Annotated in this window: 19 protein-coding genes; 9 read left to right on the forward strand and 10 right to left on the reverse strand. The window is 69.5% G+C overall.

The features are described from left to right. The first annotated feature begins 14 nt into the window (after window positions 1-14). Entirely contained in the window at window positions 15-503 is a 489-nt protein-coding gene (locus EHF44_RS24410; RefSeq protein ID WP_124686252.1) for a hypothetical protein, read from the forward strand. An 11-nt stretch (window positions 504-514) separates the two neighbouring features. After that, the gene (locus EHF44_RS24415) at window positions 515-1,240 is read left to right on the forward strand and encodes a ParB-like protein (protein WP_124686253.1); all 726 of its coding nucleotides are present in this window, start codon (window positions 515-517) and stop codon (window positions 1,238-1,240) included. Window positions 1,241-1,315: 75 nt separating this feature from the next. On the opposite strand, the gene EHF44_RS24420 is transcribed toward EHF44_RS24415, so the two are convergent. The 4 genes from EHF44_RS24420 to EHF44_RS24435 form a co-directional block, all read right to left on the reverse strand. Then, window positions 1,316-1,504, reverse strand: a complete 189-nt coding sequence (locus EHF44_RS24420; protein ID WP_124686254.1) for a DUF3008 family protein — start codon at window positions 1,502-1,504, stop codon at window positions 1,316-1,318. Between the two features lie 33 nt (window positions 1,505-1,537). After that, window positions 1,538-1,696 (reverse strand): DUF3309 family protein, encoded by a 159-nt coding sequence (locus tag EHF44_RS24425; RefSeq protein WP_124686255.1) that lies wholly within the window; start codon window positions 1,694-1,696, stop codon window positions 1,538-1,540. A gap of 196 nt (window positions 1,697-1,892) precedes the next feature. Next, window positions 1,893-3,050: an iron-containing alcohol dehydrogenase gene (locus EHF44_RS24430; RefSeq protein ID WP_124686256.1), complete on the reverse strand. Its 1,158-nt coding sequence runs from the start codon at window positions 3,048-3,050 to the stop codon at window positions 1,893-1,895. 51 nt (window positions 3,051-3,101) lie between these two features. Next, window positions 3,102-4,550 (reverse strand): NAD-dependent succinate-semialdehyde dehydrogenase, encoded by a 1,449-nt coding sequence (locus EHF44_RS24435; RefSeq protein WP_124686257.1) that lies wholly within the window; start codon window positions 4,548-4,550, stop codon window positions 3,102-3,104. A gap of 163 nt (window positions 4,551-4,713) precedes the next feature. Between EHF44_RS24435 and EHF44_RS24440 the strand changes: the two genes are divergently transcribed. The 4 genes from EHF44_RS24440 to ubiT all read left to right on the forward strand — a co-directional run bounded on the left by EHF44_RS24440 (window position 4,714) and on the right by ubiT (window position 8,119). Beyond that, window positions 4,714-5,523, forward strand: coding sequence for an IclR family transcriptional regulator (locus tag EHF44_RS24440; RefSeq protein ID WP_124686258.1), 810 nt, complete (start codon window positions 4,714-4,716; stop codon window positions 5,521-5,523). A gap of 111 nt (window positions 5,524-5,634) precedes the next feature. After that, window positions 5,635-6,660 (forward strand): ubiquinone anaerobic biosynthesis protein UbiU, encoded by a 1,026-nt coding sequence (gene ubiU, locus EHF44_RS24445; protein WP_124686259.1) that lies wholly within the window; start codon window positions 5,635-5,637, stop codon window positions 6,658-6,660. 53 nt (window positions 6,661-6,713) lie between these two features. Next, window positions 6,714-7,670 (forward strand): U32 family peptidase, encoded by a 957-nt coding sequence (locus tag EHF44_RS24450; RefSeq protein ID WP_124686260.1) that lies wholly within the window; start codon window positions 6,714-6,716, stop codon window positions 7,668-7,670. Then, entirely contained in the window at window positions 7,667-8,119 is a 453-nt protein-coding gene (ubiT, locus tag EHF44_RS24455; RefSeq protein ID WP_124686261.1) for a ubiquinone anaerobic biosynthesis accessory factor UbiT, read from the forward strand. The genes EHF44_RS24450 and ubiT overlap by 4 nt, the downstream gene beginning before the upstream one ends. Before the next feature lies 1 nt (window position 8,120). Here ubiT and ahbB read toward each other — a convergent pair whose 3' ends face one another. Together ahbB and EHF44_RS24465 are read right to left on the reverse strand one after the other, a co-directional pair. Beyond that, on the reverse strand, window positions 8,121-9,131 hold the full coding sequence (ahbB, locus tag EHF44_RS24460; protein WP_124686262.1) for a siroheme decarboxylase subunit beta: 1,011 nt from the start codon (window positions 9,129-9,131) through the stop codon (window positions 8,121-8,123). Window positions 9,132-9,273: 142 nt separating this feature from the next. Then, window positions 9,274-10,518, reverse strand: coding sequence for an MFS transporter (locus tag EHF44_RS24465; protein ID WP_172966175.1), 1,245 nt, complete (start codon window positions 10,516-10,518; stop codon window positions 9,274-9,276). Between the two features lie 138 nt (window positions 10,519-10,656). On the opposite strand from EHF44_RS24465, the gene EHF44_RS24470 reads away from it, so the two are divergent. Beyond that, the gene (locus EHF44_RS24470) at window positions 10,657-11,586 is read left to right on the forward strand and encodes a LysR family transcriptional regulator (RefSeq protein ID WP_124686263.1); all 930 of its coding nucleotides are present in this window, start codon (window positions 10,657-10,659) and stop codon (window positions 11,584-11,586) included. A gap of 255 nt (window positions 11,587-11,841) precedes the next feature. Further along, on the forward strand, window positions 11,842-12,405 hold the full coding sequence (locus EHF44_RS24475) for a hypothetical protein (protein WP_124686264.1): 564 nt from the start codon (window positions 11,842-11,844) through the stop codon (window positions 12,403-12,405). Between the two features lie 52 nt (window positions 12,406-12,457). Here the strand turns inward: EHF44_RS24475 and EHF44_RS24480 are convergent, their stop codons facing one another. Continuing rightward, window positions 12,458-12,772 carry an H-NS histone family protein gene (locus EHF44_RS24480; RefSeq protein WP_124686265.1) on the reverse strand — a complete coding sequence of 105 codons (315 nt, stop codon included), beginning with the start codon at window positions 12,770-12,772 and terminating at the stop codon, window positions 12,458-12,460. A gap of 598 nt (window positions 12,773-13,370) precedes the next feature. Further along, window positions 13,371-14,750 carry an NCS2 family permease gene (locus EHF44_RS24485; protein ID WP_124686266.1) on the reverse strand — a complete coding sequence of 460 codons (1,380 nt, stop codon included), beginning with the start codon at window positions 14,748-14,750 and terminating at the stop codon, window positions 13,371-13,373. A gap of 429 nt (window positions 14,751-15,179) precedes the next feature. Between EHF44_RS24485 and EHF44_RS24490 the strand changes: the two genes are divergently transcribed. Beyond that, window positions 15,180-16,142, forward strand: coding sequence for a chemotaxis protein (locus EHF44_RS24490; RefSeq protein WP_124686267.1), 963 nt, complete (start codon window positions 15,180-15,182; stop codon window positions 16,140-16,142). Between the two features lie 379 nt (window positions 16,143-16,521). On the opposite strand, the gene EHF44_RS24495 is transcribed toward EHF44_RS24490, so the two are convergent. Together EHF44_RS24495 and EHF44_RS24500 are read right to left on the reverse strand one after the other, a co-directional pair. After that, the gene (locus EHF44_RS24495; RefSeq protein WP_124686268.1) at window positions 16,522-17,178 is read right to left on the reverse strand and encodes a peroxiredoxin; all 657 of its coding nucleotides are present in this window, start codon (window positions 17,176-17,178) and stop codon (window positions 16,522-16,524) included. Between the two features lie 124 nt (window positions 17,179-17,302). Next, window positions 17,303-18,436: a dihydrolipoamide acetyltransferase family protein gene (locus tag EHF44_RS24500; protein WP_124686269.1), complete on the reverse strand. Its 1,134-nt coding sequence runs from the start codon at window positions 18,434-18,436 to the stop codon at window positions 17,303-17,305. Window positions 18,437-18,467 lie beyond the last annotated feature (31 nt).

The raw sequence follows: 18,467 nt of genomic DNA on the forward strand, positions 1-18,467 counted from the left end.
AGGGAGAAACGATCATGTCTTCGATAGTCGCCGGACGCTTTGCATCCATCCCCGAGGCCGAGCAGGCCGCCCAGAAGCTCTACGCGCGTGGCTTCTCGGTCTGGGACGTCTCGATCATGTCGGTGGACCCGGGCGGTGCCCGGCCGCCCGGCGTGCTGCTGGCCGCGCGTGCCAAGGGCGACCGCCGCGACGAAGTGCTGGAGGTGCTGCGCGAAGGCGGCGCCAGCGACTGCGAGCAGGCCAAGGGCACCTGGGAAGGCGGCCAGTGGACCGATTTCGACCCGAAGCGGGCGCCGTCGCTGATCGGCGCGCCGGAAGGCGAGTACTGGCCGATGCCGGGTGGCAAGGGCAAGCCGTCGGGCGAGGCATCGCCGGACGCCACGCGCCCGGCCCACGCCGCGCCGGTGGCGCACGAGGCCGTGGCCGAGGACAGCACCGGCAACGAGGACCCTGGCAGCGAGCTTGAGCACTACGTGGACCGCCAGGTGGCCAGCAACAGCTAAGGACATTGCCGATGGCCACGGAAACGACCGCGGAACTGGATACGCTGCGCCCCACGCAGATCACGCTCGGCATGTACCAGGTGCACGAGAAAATGGACGTCTCGGCCCGGCCGCGCAGCCCGGCCGCGCAGAAGCGCTTTCTGGCCGAGCATCGCATCGAGACGGTGGTGGGGCCGGGCGGCGCGCTCTATATCGCCGATCACCACCACTGGGCGCGCGCCTGGCTGGAACTGGGCTGGGAAGAGGCGCCGGTGCGCATCATCGCGGACCTGAGCCACCTGTCGCCGGGCAAGTTCTGGAAGCAGATGCGCGCGCTTGGGCACTTGAATCCATATGACGAGCACGGCCAGCACCTGACCGAGAAGGACCTGCCGGCCACGGTGATGAGCATGCGCGACGACCCGTACCGCAGCCTCGCCGCGTTCACGCGCAATGCCGGGGCCTACCAGAAGCCTGGCAACGCCTATGGCGACTTCCGCTGGGCCGATTTCTTCCGGCGCTGCGTCGAGGAAGACATGCACAGCATCGCCGGCTTTGCGCGCGCGATGACCGTGGCGATTCCGCTGGCGCGCAGCGGCAAGGCGCGCCGGCTGCCGGGCTATGTGGGGCCGGTGCGGTTTGAAGAGGAAGCCGGGAAGAAAGCGGGCGGGAAGAAGGCCGCCGGGAAGAAGTCGACGAAGAAGAAGCCGACGAAGAAGGCGTCCGCAGGGAAAGCGTCGAAGTCGTCCAAGGGCTAGCCGGGCAGAAAGCAACGGAGGGGCGGTTTTCACCGCCCCTCCGTCATTTGCCGCCCGCGCGGCAGGCCGCGCGCGTCAGCGCTTGGACTTGTGCGTGGGCTTGCCCTTCTGGCTGGTGCTGGCCATTTTCTTGAGCTCGCCTTCACTCATCGACTTGGCCATCGACTTCGATGCGCCCTTGAGCGAACTGGCCTTGCGCTCGCCGCGCTTGGCCGACAAGGCGGCGCCGGCCGCCATCTGCTGTGCCTTCGATTTGGCTGGCATGGTCGATCTCCTTCGGTTCGTGAAACCCGGGCCTTATATGCGGCCCAACACAACCAGGAGCACGACGATGATGACGATCAGGCCCAGGCCGCCGGACGGTCCGTAGCCCCAGCCGGAGCTGTACGGCCACGTCGGCAGTGCGCCAATCAGCAGCAGGACGAGAATGATCAGAAGAATAGTACCGATACCCATGGTGCGCTCCTTTGTTGTGGTGCTGCAGCGCGGCAGACGGGTACTGTCGCGCTGGCTGTCCCTGTGCCTTCAGGTTAGGACAGCACCACTCCGCGCTGAGGCGGTCTGGGGCTGAAATCAGTGTAGGAATCGGACGACTTCTGCTGGATTGGGACGCCGCCGCCGGCCGGAACCATGGCGGCGGCGCCCGCCGGCGTCACAGCGCGGCGCGGTAGATGGCGTGCGCGTCGGCCTGGGTCACTTCGCGCGGGTTGTTCACGAGCAGGCGGGTCTGGAGCATCGCATCGGCGGCCAGGCGGTCCAGGTCGGTCTCCTGCACGCCCACCTCGCGCAGCGTGCGCGGGATGCCGGTGGCTTCCACCAGCCCCTCGATATGGGCGATCAGCGCGGCGGACTTGGTTTCGTCGCTGCCCGTGGTGCCGGGCAGCACCACGTCGCAGAGCTCCCCGTAGCGCTTGCAGGCGGCCGGCGCGTTGAACTTCATCACGTGCGGCAGCACCAGCGCGTTGGACAGCCCGTGCGCGACGTGGAAGATGCCGCCGATGGGGTAAGCCAGCGCATGGACGGCCGCCACCGGCGCGTTGGCGAACGACTGCCCGGCGAACATCGCGCCCAGCAGCATCGCCTCGCGCGCGGCGCGGTCCTGGCCGTTGTCGCAGGCGCGCATCAGGTTCTGCGACAGCAATTCCAGCGCGCGCACGGCCAGCATGTCGGAGACGGGATTCTTCAGATGGGCGCTGGTGTAGGCCTCGATCGCATGGACCATCGCGTCGATGCCAGTGGCCGCCGTGGCGGCGCGGGGCAGGCCCAGCGTCAGCTCGGCGTCCAGGATGGCCAGGTCCGCGAAGAGCTGCGGCGCCACCACGCCCATCTTGGTGGTCTCGCCGGTCGTGACGATGGACACCGCGGTGACCTCGGAGCCGGTGCCGGCCGTGGTCGGCATCTGCACCAGCGGCAGCCGCGTGCCGGTGACCTTCTTCACGCCGTACATGTCCTTGATGGACTGCGAGGCCGGCAGCAGCACGGCAATCAGCTTGGCGACGTCCATCGACGAGCCACCGCCCAGGCCCAGCACCACCTCGGCATCGGCCTGGCGCGCGCGCTCGGTGGCTTCCAGCACGACGTGCTCGGGCGGGTCGGCCACCACGTCGTCGATCACGGTCACCTGCCAGTCGTGCTGGCGCAGGTCGTCCAGCGCCGGCGCCAGCAGGCCGCTGCGGGCCAGGAACCCGTCGGTCACGACGCACAGGCGCCGCGCCTGCGGGTACGACTCGCGCAGCAGCGCGCCCAGCCGGCGCGCCGCGCCAGCTTCGACGATGACCGTCGGCACGGTCTGGAAGCGGAAGGGGTTCATGGGGTCTCCTGGATCTTGATTAAACCGTCGGCAGCGCAACCGTAATCGTCATCAAACCTGCAGGCAAAGATACTTGATCTCCAGGTACTCCTCGATGCCGTGGCGGGAGCCCTCGCGGCCGATGCCGGACTGCTTGATGCCGCCGAACGGCGCCACCTCGTTGGAGATCAGGCCCGTGTTCAGGCCCACCATGCCGTATTCCAGCGCCTCGGCCGTGCGCCAGGCGCGGGCGATGTCGCGCGTGTACAGGTAGGCGGCCAGCCCGAATTCGGTGGCGTTGGCGGCGGCCACGGCGTCCTCGTCGCGGGTGAAGCGGAACAGCGGCGCCACCGGGCCGAAGATTTCCTCGCGTGCCACGCGCATCTCGGCCGTGGCGCCGGCCAGCACGGTCGGCGTGTAGAACGTGCCGCCGAGCTTGTGCTTGCCGCCGCCGGTCAGCACCCGGGCACCCTTCGACGTGGCGTCGTCCATCAGCGACGTGACCTTGTCGATGGCCTTGTCCTCGATCAGCGGGCCGATCACGACGCCGTCCTCCAGCCCGTTGCCCACGCGCAACTGGCTGGTGCGCTCGGCAAACTTGGCCGCGAAGGCGTCGTAGATGCCGTCCTGGATATAGAAGCGGTTGGCGCAGACGCAGGTCTGGCCGCCGTTGCGGTACTTGGCGGCGATGGCGCCTTCCACGGCGGCGTCCACGTCGGCATCGTCGAACACGATGAACGGCGCGTTGCCGCCCAGTTCCAGCGACAGCCGCTTGACCGTGGGCGCTGACTGGGCCATCAGGATGCGGCCCACCTCGGTCGATCCCGTGAACGACAGCTTGCGCACGATTGGGCTGCCCGTCAGCACGGCGCCAATCGTCCTGGAATTGCCGGTCACCACCTGCAGCACGCCGGCCGGCACGCCCGCCCGATGGGCCAGCTCGGCCAGCGCAAAGGCCGACAGCGGCGTCAGTTCGGCGGGCTTGATGACGATGGCGCAACCGGCGGCCAGCGCCGGGGCCGCCTTGCGCGTGATCATCGCCGCCGGAAAATTCCACGGCGTGATAGCCGCGCAGACGCCCACCGGCTGGCGCAGCGTGACCAGGCGCTTGTCGGCGGCGGGGGACGCCAGCACCTCGCCGTCCACGCGCTTGGCTTCCTCGGCGAACCATTCGATAAAGCTCGCGGCGTAGGCAATCTCGCCCTTGGACTCGGCCAGCGGCTTGCCCTGTTCGCGGGTCATCAGGTAGGCCAGGTCGTCGGTATTGGCAACCATCAGGTCGAACCAGCGGCGCAGGATGGCGGCGCGGGCCTTGCCGGTCAGCGCGGCCCAGCCCTTCTGCGCCACCTCGGCGGCGGCCACGGCGCGCTCGGTCTCGGCGGCGCCCAGGTCCGCCACCCTGGCGATGACCTCGCCGGTGGCCGGGTCGGTCACGTCGAACGTCGCGCCGGAATCGGCGCCTTGCCACTGGCCGTCCACATAAGCGAGTTGGCGGAAGAGCGAAGGATCCTTCAGTTGCATGGCGAATTTCCCCGAGAGAGTCACGGCGTCGGCGCAGCCTCACGTCAGACTTGCCGGCGTTCAATAGATTGAACTATATTCCGTATGTCGAACGATGCTCGATCATACGCCCATGCCGGGCAGACCGCCAGCATCGCCATCCGTTCCAGTCCTGCCGTCTCCAATGCCCAAATCCGCCTATACCCCGCCTGCCGACCTGACGCCCGACAGCCGGCCGACCTCGCCGGCCGTGGTCCGGGCCGTGCAGGTGCTCGATGCCATCGCCGCGTCGGCCACCCCGCTCACGCTGGCGGACCTGACGCGCCTGACCGGCGCACCCAAGAGTTCGCTGCACGGCATGTGCGACACGCTGGCGCAGCTTCAACTGCTCAAGCGCCTGCCGAGCGGCGCGATGGCGCTGGGCCCGCACGTGATGGGCTGGGTCAACGCCTTCCTGGCGCAGACCCAGATCACCGAGGAATTCCGCGCGCTCTGGTCCCAGACCGATGCCTTCCACGACGCCACGGTCACGCTGTCCACGCTGGAAGGGGCCGAAGTGGTCTACCTGGCCTGCCAGAACGGCGACCGGCCGCTGGGCGTGACGTTCCGCATCGGCATGCGGCTGCCCGCGCCGTACACGGCCACCGGCAAGGCGATGCTAAGCACGCTGCCGTCCGCCGACGTGCGGCGCCTGTTCGCCGATGGCCTGCCGGCGCCGCTGACGCGAGCCAGCGTGGGCAGCGCGGCGGCACTGGCCACCGAGCTGGAGCAGGTGCGCGCGGCCGGCTATTCGATCGACAACGGCCAGATGCGCGAAGGCATGACCTGCTTCGGCGCGCCCGTGTTCGACGCGCAGCAGACGCGGGCCGCCGGTGCCATCGCGGTCAGCTACCTGAGCAGCGAGATAGACGCCGCCACCGGCGAACGTATCGGCCGGCAGGTGCGCGCGCTGGCCGACCAGCTTTCGGCCCGGCTGGGCGCGGCGCCGCGCTGAGCCGGCCCGGCGGCCGGCCCGTCCGCCCGCTGTCGGATTTGCGCACGGTCAAAGGCGCGATCTCGTCAAATCGCTAGCATCCGGGGGTTCCCCTTCCCGATGCATCACGCGATGACACAATCCCCGGGCGCGATCCGCCGCCCTCAACTGGTAGCGCCGGCCGGGTCGCTGGCGGCGCTGCGCATGGCGCTGCAGCATGGCGCCGACGCCGTCTACCTGGGCCTGCGCGATGCCACCAACGCGCGCAATTTCGGCGGCCTGAACTTCAGCGAGGACGATATCCGCACCGGCGTGGCCGAAGCGCACGCGCGCGGCGCCGAGGTGCTGTTCGCCATCAACACCTTCGCCCAGATGGGCCACGTGGAGCGCTGGCACCATGCCGTGGACGCCGCCGCCGCGCTGGGCGCGGATGCCGTGATCATGGCCGACGCCGGGCTCATCGCCTACGCCGCGCAGCGGCACCCGTCGCTGCGCATCCACCTGTCGGTGCAGGGCTCCGCCACCCATGCCGATGCCATCGAGCTGATGCGCCAGCAGTTCGGCATCCGGCGCGTGGTGCTGCCGCGCGTGCTGTCGGTGCCGCAGATCGCCCGGCTGGCGCGCCAGACCGACGTGGAGCTGGAGGTATTCGGCTTCGGCAGCCTGTGCGTGATGGCCGAAGGGCGCTGCCTGCTGTCGTCCTACGCCACGGGCGACTCGCCCAACAACAAGGGCGTCTGCTCGCCGGCCCACGCGGTGCGCTGGGACGAGCGCGACGGCACCATGCAGGCGCGGCTGTCCGGCATCCTGATCGACAGCTACGCGCCCGGCGAACCGGCCGGCTATCCCACGCTGTGCAAGGGCCGGTTCACGGTGGAAGGCGAGCGCGGCTACGTGCTGGAGGAGCCTACCAGCCTGAACGCGGTGTCGCTGCTGCCGTCGCTGATCGACATCGGCATCGCGGCGATCAAGATCGAAGGCCGCCAGCGCAGCCCGCGCTATGTGGCCGACGTGGTGGGCGTGCTGCGCGCTGCCATCGACGATGCCTGCCGCGACCCCCGGCGCTTCGTGCCGCGCCAGGACTGGCAGGCCACGCTGGGCCGCCATGCCGAGGGCGACCAGGTCACGCAGGGCGCCTACGACCGTCCGTGGCGATAGCCCGATCCCGCTTCCCGAATCCCCCCACGCTGCACCTTCCGCCCACATCCACCATGGCTACCCCCCTTTCCACGAATCCGGCCCCGACGGCCCCGGCGTGCCGGCTTGCGCTCGGCCCGCTGCTCTACTACTGGCCTCGCGCGACCGTGCTGCAGTTCTATGCGTCCGTCGCCGACACCGCCGTAGACCGCGTCTACCTGGGCGAGGCCGTCTGCACGCGCCGCCACGAGATGCGGCTGGCCGACTGGCTCGACGTGGCCGGCATGCTGCGCGACGCCGGCAAGCAGGTGGTGCTGTCCACGCCGGTGCTCGTGGAATCGGACAGCGACATCGCCGTGATGCGCCGGGTTTGCGCGCAGGACGACTATCTGGTCGAGGCCAACGACCTGGGCGCAGTGCAGAACATGGCGGGCCGGCCGTTCATCGGCGGGCCGCACCTGAACGTCTACCACGCCGGCACGCTGGCCTGGCTGGCGCAACTGGGCGCCACGGGCTGCACGGTACCGGTGGAGATGGATGGCGACACGATGGCGGCGCTGGCTGCGGCCCGGCCGGGCGGGATGGACCTGGAGGCGATGGTCTGGGGCCGCATGCCGCTGGCGTTCTCGGCGCGCTGCTTCACGGCGCGGCACCATCGGCTGCGCAAGGACGCGTGCGAGTTCCGCTGCATGGACTATCCCGATGGCCTGGTGGCCGACACGGGCGAGGGACAGGCGTTCTTCACGCTCAACGGCATCCAGACGCAGTCGGCCACGTGCCTGGACCTGTGCGCGCAGGCGTCGCGGATGGCCGCGGCGGGCATCGGCTACCTGCGGATCAGCCCGCACGCCTCGGGCACGTTCGATGTCATCGCCCATCTCGACGCCATCCGCCGCGGTGCGCGCGAGGCGGCCCCGGCCAGCGTGACCCCGGCCGGGGCGTTGCCGAGCAATGGCTACTGGAGCGGCGCGCCGGGCATCCGGTGGCTGTCGCACACGGAACAAGAAGCCGGACAAGGAGCGCTGGCATGACGATCCTGCAATCGGTGGCGACGCGCGTACATCGCCACCTGCCCGCCCCGCTGCGCGCCGCGCCGCTGGTGGTGGCGCTCGAAGCGATGCGCCGGGCCGGCTGGCTGGCGCCGCCAGCCGCGCTCGATGGCCGGACGTTCTCGCTGACCGTGGACGACATCGGCCTGGCGGTGCGTTTTCACTGTGCCAACGGCCGGTTCCTGCCGGGGCCGTTCGACGATCGGGAGACCGACCTGACGCTGCACGCGGGCGCGCTGAGCTACCTGCGGCTGATCAGCGGCGATGCCGACACCGACACGCTGTTCTTCCAGCGCAGGCTATCGATACGGGGCGACACGGCGCTGGGGCTCGAAGTCAAGTACTGGCTCGATGCCGCGCCACGGCCCGAATGGCTGGGGGCGATGGCGCAGCGGCTGGCGCTGCTGTTCCCCGAGCCGCGCGGCGCCTGATTCAGAACTCGGGCAGTGCCCCGCCGTAGCGCGTGCCGCGCTGCTTGAAGCAGTGGCTGGCCCGCAGCACGGCGCGCGGCGCGTCGGCCAGGCCGCCGACGGCGTCAAAGCGCGCCAGCGTGGCATTCAGCTCGCTGGCGCTGCGCGCGTGGATCATCGCGAACAGGTTGTACTGCCACAGCGGCAGCCGCCGCGCGCGCCGGAAACACATGCTGACGTGCGGCACATGGGCCAGCCGCATGCCGACCGCATCCACGCGCGCGTCGGGCACATTCCAGACACACATCACGTTATGGGTATAGCCGAACGGACGGTGCCGCAGGATCGCGCCGAAGCGGCGGATCACGCCCGCGCTGCGCCAGCGCGCCAGCCGCGCGAGCGTATCGGACAGCGGCAGCCCGGCGCGGCGCGTGAGGGCGTGGTAGGGGTGGGGCGTCAGCGCCAAGCCGGCTTCGAGCGCCGCCGCCAGCCGCCAGTCGGCCTCGTCGAGGATGGGCGGCTCGGGCGGGCTCAGGATCAGCGGCGGCTGCGCGGGCACGCGGCGGCCGCCCCGGCCGGCGCCGAGCGGCAGGCCCAGGTCGGCCCGGTATTCGCGTTCGAGCGGCAGGTCCACGGGGCGCTGGCCCAGGTCGGCGGCAATCCGCGCCAGCACGCCGTCCAGCGTGCCACGGTCGCGCGCGCCGGCCACGAACCAGAGGTTGTAGCGGTGGCCTTCGCGCGCATGGCTCTGGCTGATGTCGGGATCGAGGTTGATGCGGTCGACCGCGTGCTCCATCCGGGCCTGCGGGATCGACAGGGCGGCCACTGTGGTGGCGCCAATGGTGTTCGGCGCGAAGACGGCGCCGATGCGGCTGATGCGGCCGTTGCCCAGGTCGCGGGCAAGCAGGCTCAGCAGCGTGTGTTCGGACAGGTTGAACGGCTCGCCGGCGCTCTGGTACGGGCGCGCGTCGAGCGGGAAATGGTCCTGGATGCGGTTGTAGAGGGCGAATTCGTCGAGGTCGGCAACGGGCATGGCGAGCGTGTGGGGCAATCGGAGTGCGTGGGTTGGGCACAGGGTCGATGCGCAGGCGCCATGTGTTGCGACGGACCGGAGCACGCCCGCAATATGCGGGCATCATCATCGTCAAGATCGGCAGCGGCCTCGTTGACCGCCATCAAGCCGGGTCGAGATGGTAGGCGCCGCCCGCGCCGGCCGCCCGGCGTTCCAGCCGCACGGCCAGCAGCGCGATGCCCAGCGCCGCCAGCGGCGCCAGCGCGGCCACCCACGGCAGCGCCGGCAGGCCCGGGCCGTGGTCGACGACCACGCCGCCCAGCCACGCCCCCAGCCCGTTGCCAAGATTGAACGCCGCGATGTTGAAGCTCGACGCCAGGTTCTGGCCGGCGCCCTGCGCATGACGCAGCACGCGCAGCTGCAGCGGCGAGACGGTCGAGAACGCGGCGATGCCCAGCACGCCCACAAAGATCACCACGCCCACGTGGCTGTGCAGCGACAGCGTCATCGCGGCCAGCACCACGGTCAGCGCGGCCACCGCGCCCAGCAGCGCGCCGGTGGGGTGGCGGTCCGCCATGCGGCCGCCGAGGATGTTGCCGATGATCATGCCGCCGCCGAACAGCAGCAGGATGGGCGACACGGCGGCCTCGCCGAAGCCGGTCACGCGCGTGAGCATCGGCTGGATATAGGTGATGACGGCGAACGTGCCCAGCGCCTGCAGCACGGTCATCAGCAGGCCCAGCAGCACCTGCGGGCGGCCGATGGTCTTCAGTTCGTCGACCAGCCGCACCGGCGCGCTGTCGTCGCGGCTGCCGTGCACCAGCAGCGCGATCACCGTCAGCGACACGAGCCCGATGGCGGTCATGGCCCAGAACGTGGCACGCCAGCCAAAATGCAGTCCCAGCCAGGCCCCGGCCGGCATGCCGAGCAGCGTGGCCAGCGTCAGGCCCGAGAACATCACCGAGATGGCCGACGCGCGGCGGTTGGCCGGCACGAGGCCGGTGGCCACCACGGCGCCCACGCCAAAGAACGTGCCGTGCGTGAGCGACGTGACCACGCGCGCCACCATCAGCGTGGTGTAGTCGGGCGCCAGCGCGCACGCGGCGTTGCCGACCGTGTAGACCATCATCAGTCCCATCAGCACGGCCTTGCGCGGCATGCGGCGCGTCAGCAGGGTCAGGACCGGCGCGCCGGCGAACACGCCGAGCGCGTAGCCCGACACCAGCATGCCGGCGGACGCGATGGTCACGCCCAGGTCTGACGCCACCTGCAGCAGCAGGCCCATGATCACGAATTCGGCGCAGCCGATGCCGAACGAGCCGGCAGTCAGCGCGTAGAGGGCGGCCGGCATCCGCGCGGGCGGGGCGCCGGTGGCGGGGGTGGAAACGGGTGGAACGGGGGCGGTCATGGTCGGTTCTCGCAAAAAAGGTGGACCGGCGAGCACGGCGCCGGCCGGGGGAGCGGAGCAGGCCGCCAGTCTCGGCCTTTCTGATTCTTCGAAAAACGGGCAATATCGAGAATCAGTTTCAATCAATCGTTGAGAATCATGGATCGCATCGGCGACATCGGGCTGTTCCTGCGGGTGCTGGACCTGGGATCGATCAGCGCGGCGGCGCGCAGCCTGGACATTTCGGTGGCGGTGGCCAGCCAGCGGCTGCAACGGCTGGAACGCGAACTGGGCGTCCGGCTGCTGCATCGCACCACGCGCCGGCTGCATGCCACGCCCGAGGGCGCGGTGCTGGCCGAGCAGGGGCGGCCGCTGGTGGAAGACCTGGAGGCGCTGGCCGGGTCGCTGCGCCAGGCGGGCAGCGGCATCTCGGGCACGCTGCGGCTGACGACCTCGGCGTCATTCGGGCGGCAGTACGTGTCGCCGCTGCTGACCGAATTTCTGCGCCGGTATCCGGACGTCCATGTCAGCGTCAACCTGGACGACCGCGTGCTGGACGTGGTCAGCAGCGGCTTCGACCTGGCCATCCGCATCGGCTCGCTGGACGACTCCACGCTGGTGGCGCGCAAGCTGGCCGACAACCAGCGGCTGCTGTGCGCGTCGCCCGACTACCTGCGCGCGCACGGCATGCCGCGGACGCCGGCCGATCTGACGGGGCATCAGTGCCTGGTGCTGGTGGGCGCGCAGGGCCGGGCCGATGTCTGGCGGTTCGAGGACGGCAAGGGCGGGGAAATTGCGGTGCGCGTGCGGGGGCGCGTGGAGGCCAATACGGGGGAACTGCTGTCGGACGCGGCGCTGGCCGGTTTCGGGATTGCCATGCATTCCACATGGCATGTCTGCGACGATCTGCGGGCGGGCCGGCTCGTGCGGGTGATGCCGGACTATACCATCGCCGCCAACGGCATCTACGCCGTCATGCCGCAGCGCCGGCTGGTGCCGGCCCGGGTGCGGGCGTTCGTCGACTTCCTGGCCGAGCGCTGGCGCGATGCGCCGCCCGGTACGCCGGCCTTGGGTTCGCCGCGATCCTGACCTACATTGCCTAGTTACGGCCGCGCGGCGGGCGGGGGATCTGTTGGGGATCGGGAGCGAACGGGGCCGGGCCGGCTGCCTAATTCTTGGGCAGTCCGGTGCGATACCGCACCGACAGGCCCCCGGCGGATCGGGCCGGCAGGATATCCACAGAAGCTGTGGATATCCTCAGCGTGGCCCGGCGCACGTCCGGCCTGGCCCGATGTCGCCATGCTGTGGCACCAACCTCGTCCAACTGTCCGCTTCGTGCCCGCTATGCGCAGGATTCCGTTTGCTGCCGTGCCGTCCGCCCTGGCCGTGGCCGTCGCGCTGGGTGGCTGCGTGTCGTACTACCGCGTGCCGTCCGATGCGCCGTACGCCAGCGTAAGACTGATGACCAGCACCGACGACCGGACCACGTTCAGCGTGCTGGACCCGGCCCGGTGTCCGTCGCCGCGCCCGCTGGTACTGGCCGGCACCGGCAAGCAACTGGCGGCGATGGGGCGCGACTCGACGCTGGACATGGCGGGCATCGCGCCGGAGCCGCCGTCGCGCACGCGCGAGCGCAAGGTGGTGCCGGGCAAGCGGATCTTTATCGCGGTGACGTCGTACGCCGCGCCGCCGGCCGACGACGCCCGCTGCGCGGCCGGGGTGTCGTTCATCCCGCAAGTGAACCAGCAATATGAAATCCGTTACACCCGCGACGATGCCGCCACGCAATGCGCGGCGCGCGTGTTGCAGTTGAGGCCGACGGCCGATGGTGGTGCGACGGTGGTACCGGAACCTTCGCAGCAGGGTTTCCGGGCCCTGCGGCCCGAGTACCTGTGCGAGGCGCGCTAGGGCGCGCGGGCGATGGCGGCCGGCCGGGCGGCCGGGCCAGGGGAGGGGTGGGTCAGGCCTGTTCGATCAGGAAGCGCTCGGGGCGCTTGCCCAGCCAGGCAGGCGCGCGGCCACGGCCCGACCACGTCTTGCCGGTCTTGGGATCGCGATACTTCGGCGGCAGCGCCGACGCGGTCTTGCGCGCGGCACCGGTGCCGGCCGGACGGCCACGGCGGCGCTTGGGCGCGATGTCCTCGACGCTGAGATCATAATCGGCCATCAGCTTGCGAATCTGTTCGATCACGCCGGCCACTTCATTGGCACGCACTTCGCTGAGCTTGGCTTCCAGCGCTTCTTTTTCGGCCAGCAGTTGCTTGTATGTCGGCATTTTTGGATCCCCGTTCAGATTGGCGGCCGTTGCGTGACGCTGCAAACGGGTCCGCATAACAAAAATATTACAAGAATTATCGCGAAAAGCACGCATTCAAACGCCAATTCGCAAAAGGCCCGCTAACCGATTTGCGGAGAAACGGTATCGCAATGACCAGTTATGGGATTGTCCGGCGGAATCTGGCGCTATCCGGCATTTGTCGCGCTGGCTCGCATCCTAACCACAATCGGCAAGGCGAGGCAACCTCGAATCGCCGGATAATCGAGAATCTGCCGCCGCAATCGCGATAACCAAATCGGTGGTCGTCCGACCCGCCATTCAGCGGATTCCGAAATTTGCCGGGACGCCGCGGCGCTTTGCACGATTGGCGACGCTGGTATTTTTGACAGGTTTTGGCACCCGGGCGCGGATATATTCGGCCGGGCCACGGCAGCTCGTGCCAATAAAAAAAGCCCCCGGGGGAAAGTACCCGAGGGCTGGCAAATCCACCGGTCATCCCAGGTGGAGGAGACATCGGTGCCGCCCCGTGGCAGGGCGGAATTTCGGTGTGCCGGTCGATATTGGCGGACCGTGTTCTACGGAAAATACGATGCCGTCAGATGGCCCAGCCGCCGGCATAGAACGCGGCCAGCGCCACCGCAATGGCTACCGTGCCGACATTGAGCTTGCGCCATTCGCCGGCGACGATGCGGCCGATCACCAGCGTGCAGAAGCCGAGCATGATGCCGGTGACGATATTGCAGGTCAGCACGATGAATACCGCGCAGACCAGGCCGGCCAAGGAATCGACAAGGTCGTCCATGTGCAGGCGCGACACGCTCGACAGCATCAGCAGGCCCACGTACATCAGCGCCGGCGCCGTGGCGTACGACGGCACCAGCCCGGCCAGCGGCGAGAAGAACATCACGGCCAGGAACAGCACGCCGACGGTCACGGCGGCCAGGCCCGTGCGGGCGCCGGCCGCGACGCCGACGGTGGATTCGATATAGGCCGCCGCCGGGGCGCCGCCGAAGAACGCGGAGAAGATCGAGCTGACCGAATCGGCGGTCAGCGCGCGGCCGCCGTTGTGGATGCGGCCCGTGGCGTCGAGCTGGTTGGCCTGTCCGGCCACGGCGCGGATGGTGCCCGTGGCGTCGAACACGGCGGTCATGACCAGTGCCAGCACGCTGGGCAGCACGGCGGCCGACAGCGCGCCGCGCACGTCCATCGCGCCGATCAGCGACGTCTGGCCCGGCGCGGACAGCGACGGCAGCGCGAACACGCCCGTGAACTTGACGGCCGGATCGAACACCAGCCCCAGCGCGGAGATGCCGACGATCACGAGCAGGATGCCGCCCGGTACGCGGCGGCGCTCCAGGCCGAAGATCGCGGCCAGGCCCAGCACCGACATCATCACCGGGAACGACGTGATATGGCCCAGCGCCACCGGCAGGCCCGGCGCGGGGTTCTTGACCACCAGCCCCACCTCGTTCGAGGCAATCAGCAGCAGGAACAGCCCGATGCCGATGCCGGCACCGTGTGCCACGCCGGCGGGCAGGTTGCGCAGGATCCACGAGCGCACGCCCGTGACCGAGATGGCCGTGAAGACCACGCCCATCAGGAATACGGCGCCCAGCGCCACCGCCGGCGACAGCTTCTGGCCCAGCACGAGCCCGAACGCCATGAACGCGGTCAGCGAGATGGCGCAGCCGATGGCGATGGGCAGGCGTGCCCACAGGCCCATCAGCAGCGACCCGAACGCGGTGGTCAGGCATACGGCCACGAACACGGCGCTGGTGTCGAAGCCGGCCTTGCCGAGCATGCCGGGCACCACGAACACGGCGTAGACCATCGCCATGAACGTGGTGACGCCGGCCACCACCTCGCGGCGCTGCGTGCTGCCGCGCGCGGTAATGCCGAAATACTGGTCGATCCGGCCGCTGGCCGGGGGCGCGGCGTCCACGTCCGTGACGGACGGATAGGGCTGTTCGATCATGGTCAGTCTCCTTGCTGGGGCGCTGCGCGCGTCCGCGTACGGATCGGGCGTCAGCCTCGTCTCACGTGGTTCCGGGGTGTGAGGGCGGAGTTCCCGTCGGCATCGGGCAAGGGGTGCGGGTGTCTCTTTCCTCGGTGTCCGGCCAGTGAGGCCGGGGCGCCGGTCCGGGCCTCTGGCGGGCCGGTTCCAGCGGGCTCAAAGGTAGGCGAGGCGTCCTGCCGGGTCATCATCGGGCCCGGATGCGGAACATGCCCGGCGCCGAATATCCACGGTAATGCGGTGCCTGCGGCGCCTCAGGGATTTCCCTCGGTGGGCCGCCGGGGCCATGCATCGGTCACACGGGCCACGCCGCGCTAAAGGTCACGGCCGGGCCGCCGATAGCCCTTTGGCAACCCTCATATCCACACAGCGAGCCAGCGGAGCCCCAGCATGACCAGCGCGATGAGAGACATCGACGAGCGCACCAACCTGACCAACAACAACCAGTTCGAGTTGCTGTTGTTCCGACTTGGCGACGCGACGCACAGCGGACAGTCCGAACTGTTCGGCATCAACGTTTTCAAGGTCCGGGAAATCCTGGTCATGCCGTCGGTGACGTCGGTGGTGGGCGCCGAGCCGGCGATCCTGGGCATGGCGGACATCCGCGGGCAGGTGATTCCGGTCATCGACCTGCCGCGCCTGCTGGAATGCAAGCCGAAGTCGGGCCTGAACATCATGCTCGTGACCGAATACGCGCGCTCCACGCAAGGCTTTGCCGTCGAGGCCGTGGAGGAAATCGTGCGGCTGGACTGGAGCCAGGTGATCTCGGCCGAGAACAGCGTCAAGGGCGGGCTGGTGACCAGCATCGCCAAGCTCGACGCCGGCGGCGACAACCCGCGCCTGGTGCAGGTGCTGGACGTGGAGCAGATCCTGCGCGACGTGCTGCCCACGCGCCAGCCCGACGTGGACCCGGCCACCGTGGGCCCGCAGCTCAGCCTGCGCCCGGGCACCAAGATCCTGTGCGCCGACGATTCCGCCCTGGCGCGCGGCCTGATCGAGAACGGCCTCAAGGCCATGGGCGTGCCCGTGGTGATGACCAAGACCGGCCAGGAAGCGTGGGACATGCTGGGCGAGATCGCCGACCTGGCCGCAAGCCAGGGCAGGTCGATCCGCGACGAGGTGTCGCTGGTGCTGACCGACCTGGAAATGCCCGAGATGGACGGCTTCACGCTGACGCGCAAGATCAAGGCCGACGCGCGGCTCAAGTCGCTGCCCGTGGTCATCCACTCGTCGCTGTCGGGCGAGGCCAGCGAGGAACACGTGCGCAAGGTCGGCGCCGACGCCTACGTGTCGAAGTTCCTGGCCAAGGACCTGGCCGACACGATCCGCGGCGTGCTGGCGCGGCACCCGTGATCGGGATGTATTGAGTTACCGATGGTTGTCTCCCCTCTCCCGCGACGCGGGAGAGGGGCCGGGGGAGAGGGCATGGAGGCTCTGCTTGCCGACCGGTCTCGAACTGGACCGTTGGCCCTCATCCCCAACCCCTCTCCCGCCGGCGGCGGAGGGGAGCAAAACCCTGCGTCCTGCCACAGGCAACGCCACCCCCCACCCCCGCACAAAACCCCGTCGCACGCAACAAAACCCCCTGAACCGGCTTTGCCCAAAAAAAAGGCACGCCAGCTCCTGTGAGGGCTGGCGCGGGTTTGCGGGCTGTCAAGAGGGCGATTATCCACGCAACCTGTGGATAGTTCCACGCGCCAGAAGGCTTAACTCAAACCAGTTAGCCGCGCGGCTACTTCGGCTGGGCCACCGTGCGCAGGTACGGCTTGAGCGTCTTGAATCCTTCCGGATACTTCTTCTTTGCGTCCTCGTCGGACACCGAGGTCGGGATGATCACGTCGTCGCCCGGCTTCCAGTTGACCGGCGTGGCCACCGTGTGTTTGGCATTGAGCTGCAGGGAGTCCAGCAGCCGCAGCACCTCGTCGAAATTGCGGCCGGCGCTCATCGGGTAGACCAGCATCGCCTTGATCTTCTTGTCCGGGCCGATCCAGAACACCGAGCGGATCGTGGCGTTGTCCACGGCCGTGCGCGGGCCGCTGCCGCTGGCCTCGGGGTGGATCATGTCGTAGAGCTTGGCCACGGTCAGGTCGTGGTCGCCGATCATCGGGAAGTTCACGGCGGTGCCCTGGGTCTCCTCGATGTCCTTGGCCCAGCGCGAGTGGTCGCCCACGGGGTCGATGGACAGCCCGATGACCTTGGTGTTGCGCTTGTCGAACTCGGGCTTGAGCCGCGCCATGTAGCCCAGTTCGGTGGTGCAGACCGGCGTGAAGTCCTTGGGGTGCGAGAACAGGATCGCCCAGCTGTCGCCGATCCATTCGTGGAAGTGGATCGGGCCCTCGGTGGTTTCGGCGGTGAAGTCCGGGGCGGTCTCGCCAATGCGGATGGCCATGGTCAGGCTCCTTGGATGGGTTGCGGTTGTCGATCGGTCCGGCCATCCAGTATAGGAACTGCGGCGGACATTGCACGTCCGCCCAATGGCCGAGGGCGGCGCCGGTAGCGCGTTCGTCACTCCCTCAGTCGGGCCGCTCCAGGTCGGCGATCACGGCACGCAGAAAGCGCGCGGCCTCGCCGCCCGTGACCACGCGGTGGTCAAACGTCAGCGACAGCGGCATCACGCGGTGCACGGCCGGCACGCCGCCGGCGGCCACCACCTCGTCGCGGATGCGGCCGGCGCCCAGGATCGCCACGGTGGGCGGCACCACGATGGGCGCGGCATAGCGGCCGGCGATCATGCCGAAGTTCGACAGCGTGATGGTGTTGCCACGCATCTCCTCGGGCGCGATGGTGCGCGCCTTGATGTCGGCGCGCATCCGTTCCAGCCCGGCGCGCAGGTCGGCCGCGTCCCGCTTGCCGACGTTGCGCAGCACCGGCACGAACAGCCCCTCGGGCAGGTCCGCCGCGATGCCGACGTCGATCCGTTCCAGCAGATGCCGATGGCCGGTGCGCCCCTCGTACCACGCGTTCAGCGCCGGCTCGGCGCGCACGCCGGCCACCAGCGCGCGCACCAGCCGGATCGTCACGTCGTGGCCGGCGGCGGTGGTTCCCACGGTCTGCCATGCGTGCAGGTCGGCATCGTCCATGACCGTGGCCGCCGCCACCTCGCTCTGCGCGCGCGCCATGTTCTGCGCCATCGCGCGCCGCACGCCGCGGACCACCTCGGCCGGACCCAGTTCGGACAGCGTGGTGGCCACGCGCTGCACGTCGGTGGCCGTGATCACGCCGTCGCGGCCCGACGGCGTGACCATCGCCAGATCGACCGACAGCTTGCGCGCCAGCGCCCGCACCGCGGGCGTGGCGCGCAGGCCGTGGCCGCCGTGGATGCCGGCGGCGCCCACGCGGGCCGTGTCCTCGCGCACCACGTGCGTGCCCACCTTGACGGCGCCCACGACCGTGCCCGCATCCTCCGACGCGCCCGCGCCCTCGAAGCCCACCAGCGGCGCGCCCAGGTGGACGATGTCGCCGGGCCGGGCGAACAGCTTTTCCACGCGCCCGCCGAACGGCGACGGAATCTCGACGATGGCCTTGGCGGTCTCCACCGACAGCAGCGGCTGGTCGGCGTCGATGGCGTCGCCGGGCTTCACGTGCCACGTCACGATCTCGGCCTCCTGCAACCCTTCGCCCAGGTCGGGCAGCTTGAAGATCCGCATGGTCGTCTCCTGTCGTCTCCGGTGTTCCTGG

The organism is Cupriavidus pauculus (genome assembly GCF_003854935.1).
In the GTDB taxonomy this organism is placed as follows: domain Bacteria; phylum Pseudomonadota; class Gammaproteobacteria; order Burkholderiales; family Burkholderiaceae; genus Cupriavidus; species Cupriavidus pauculus_C.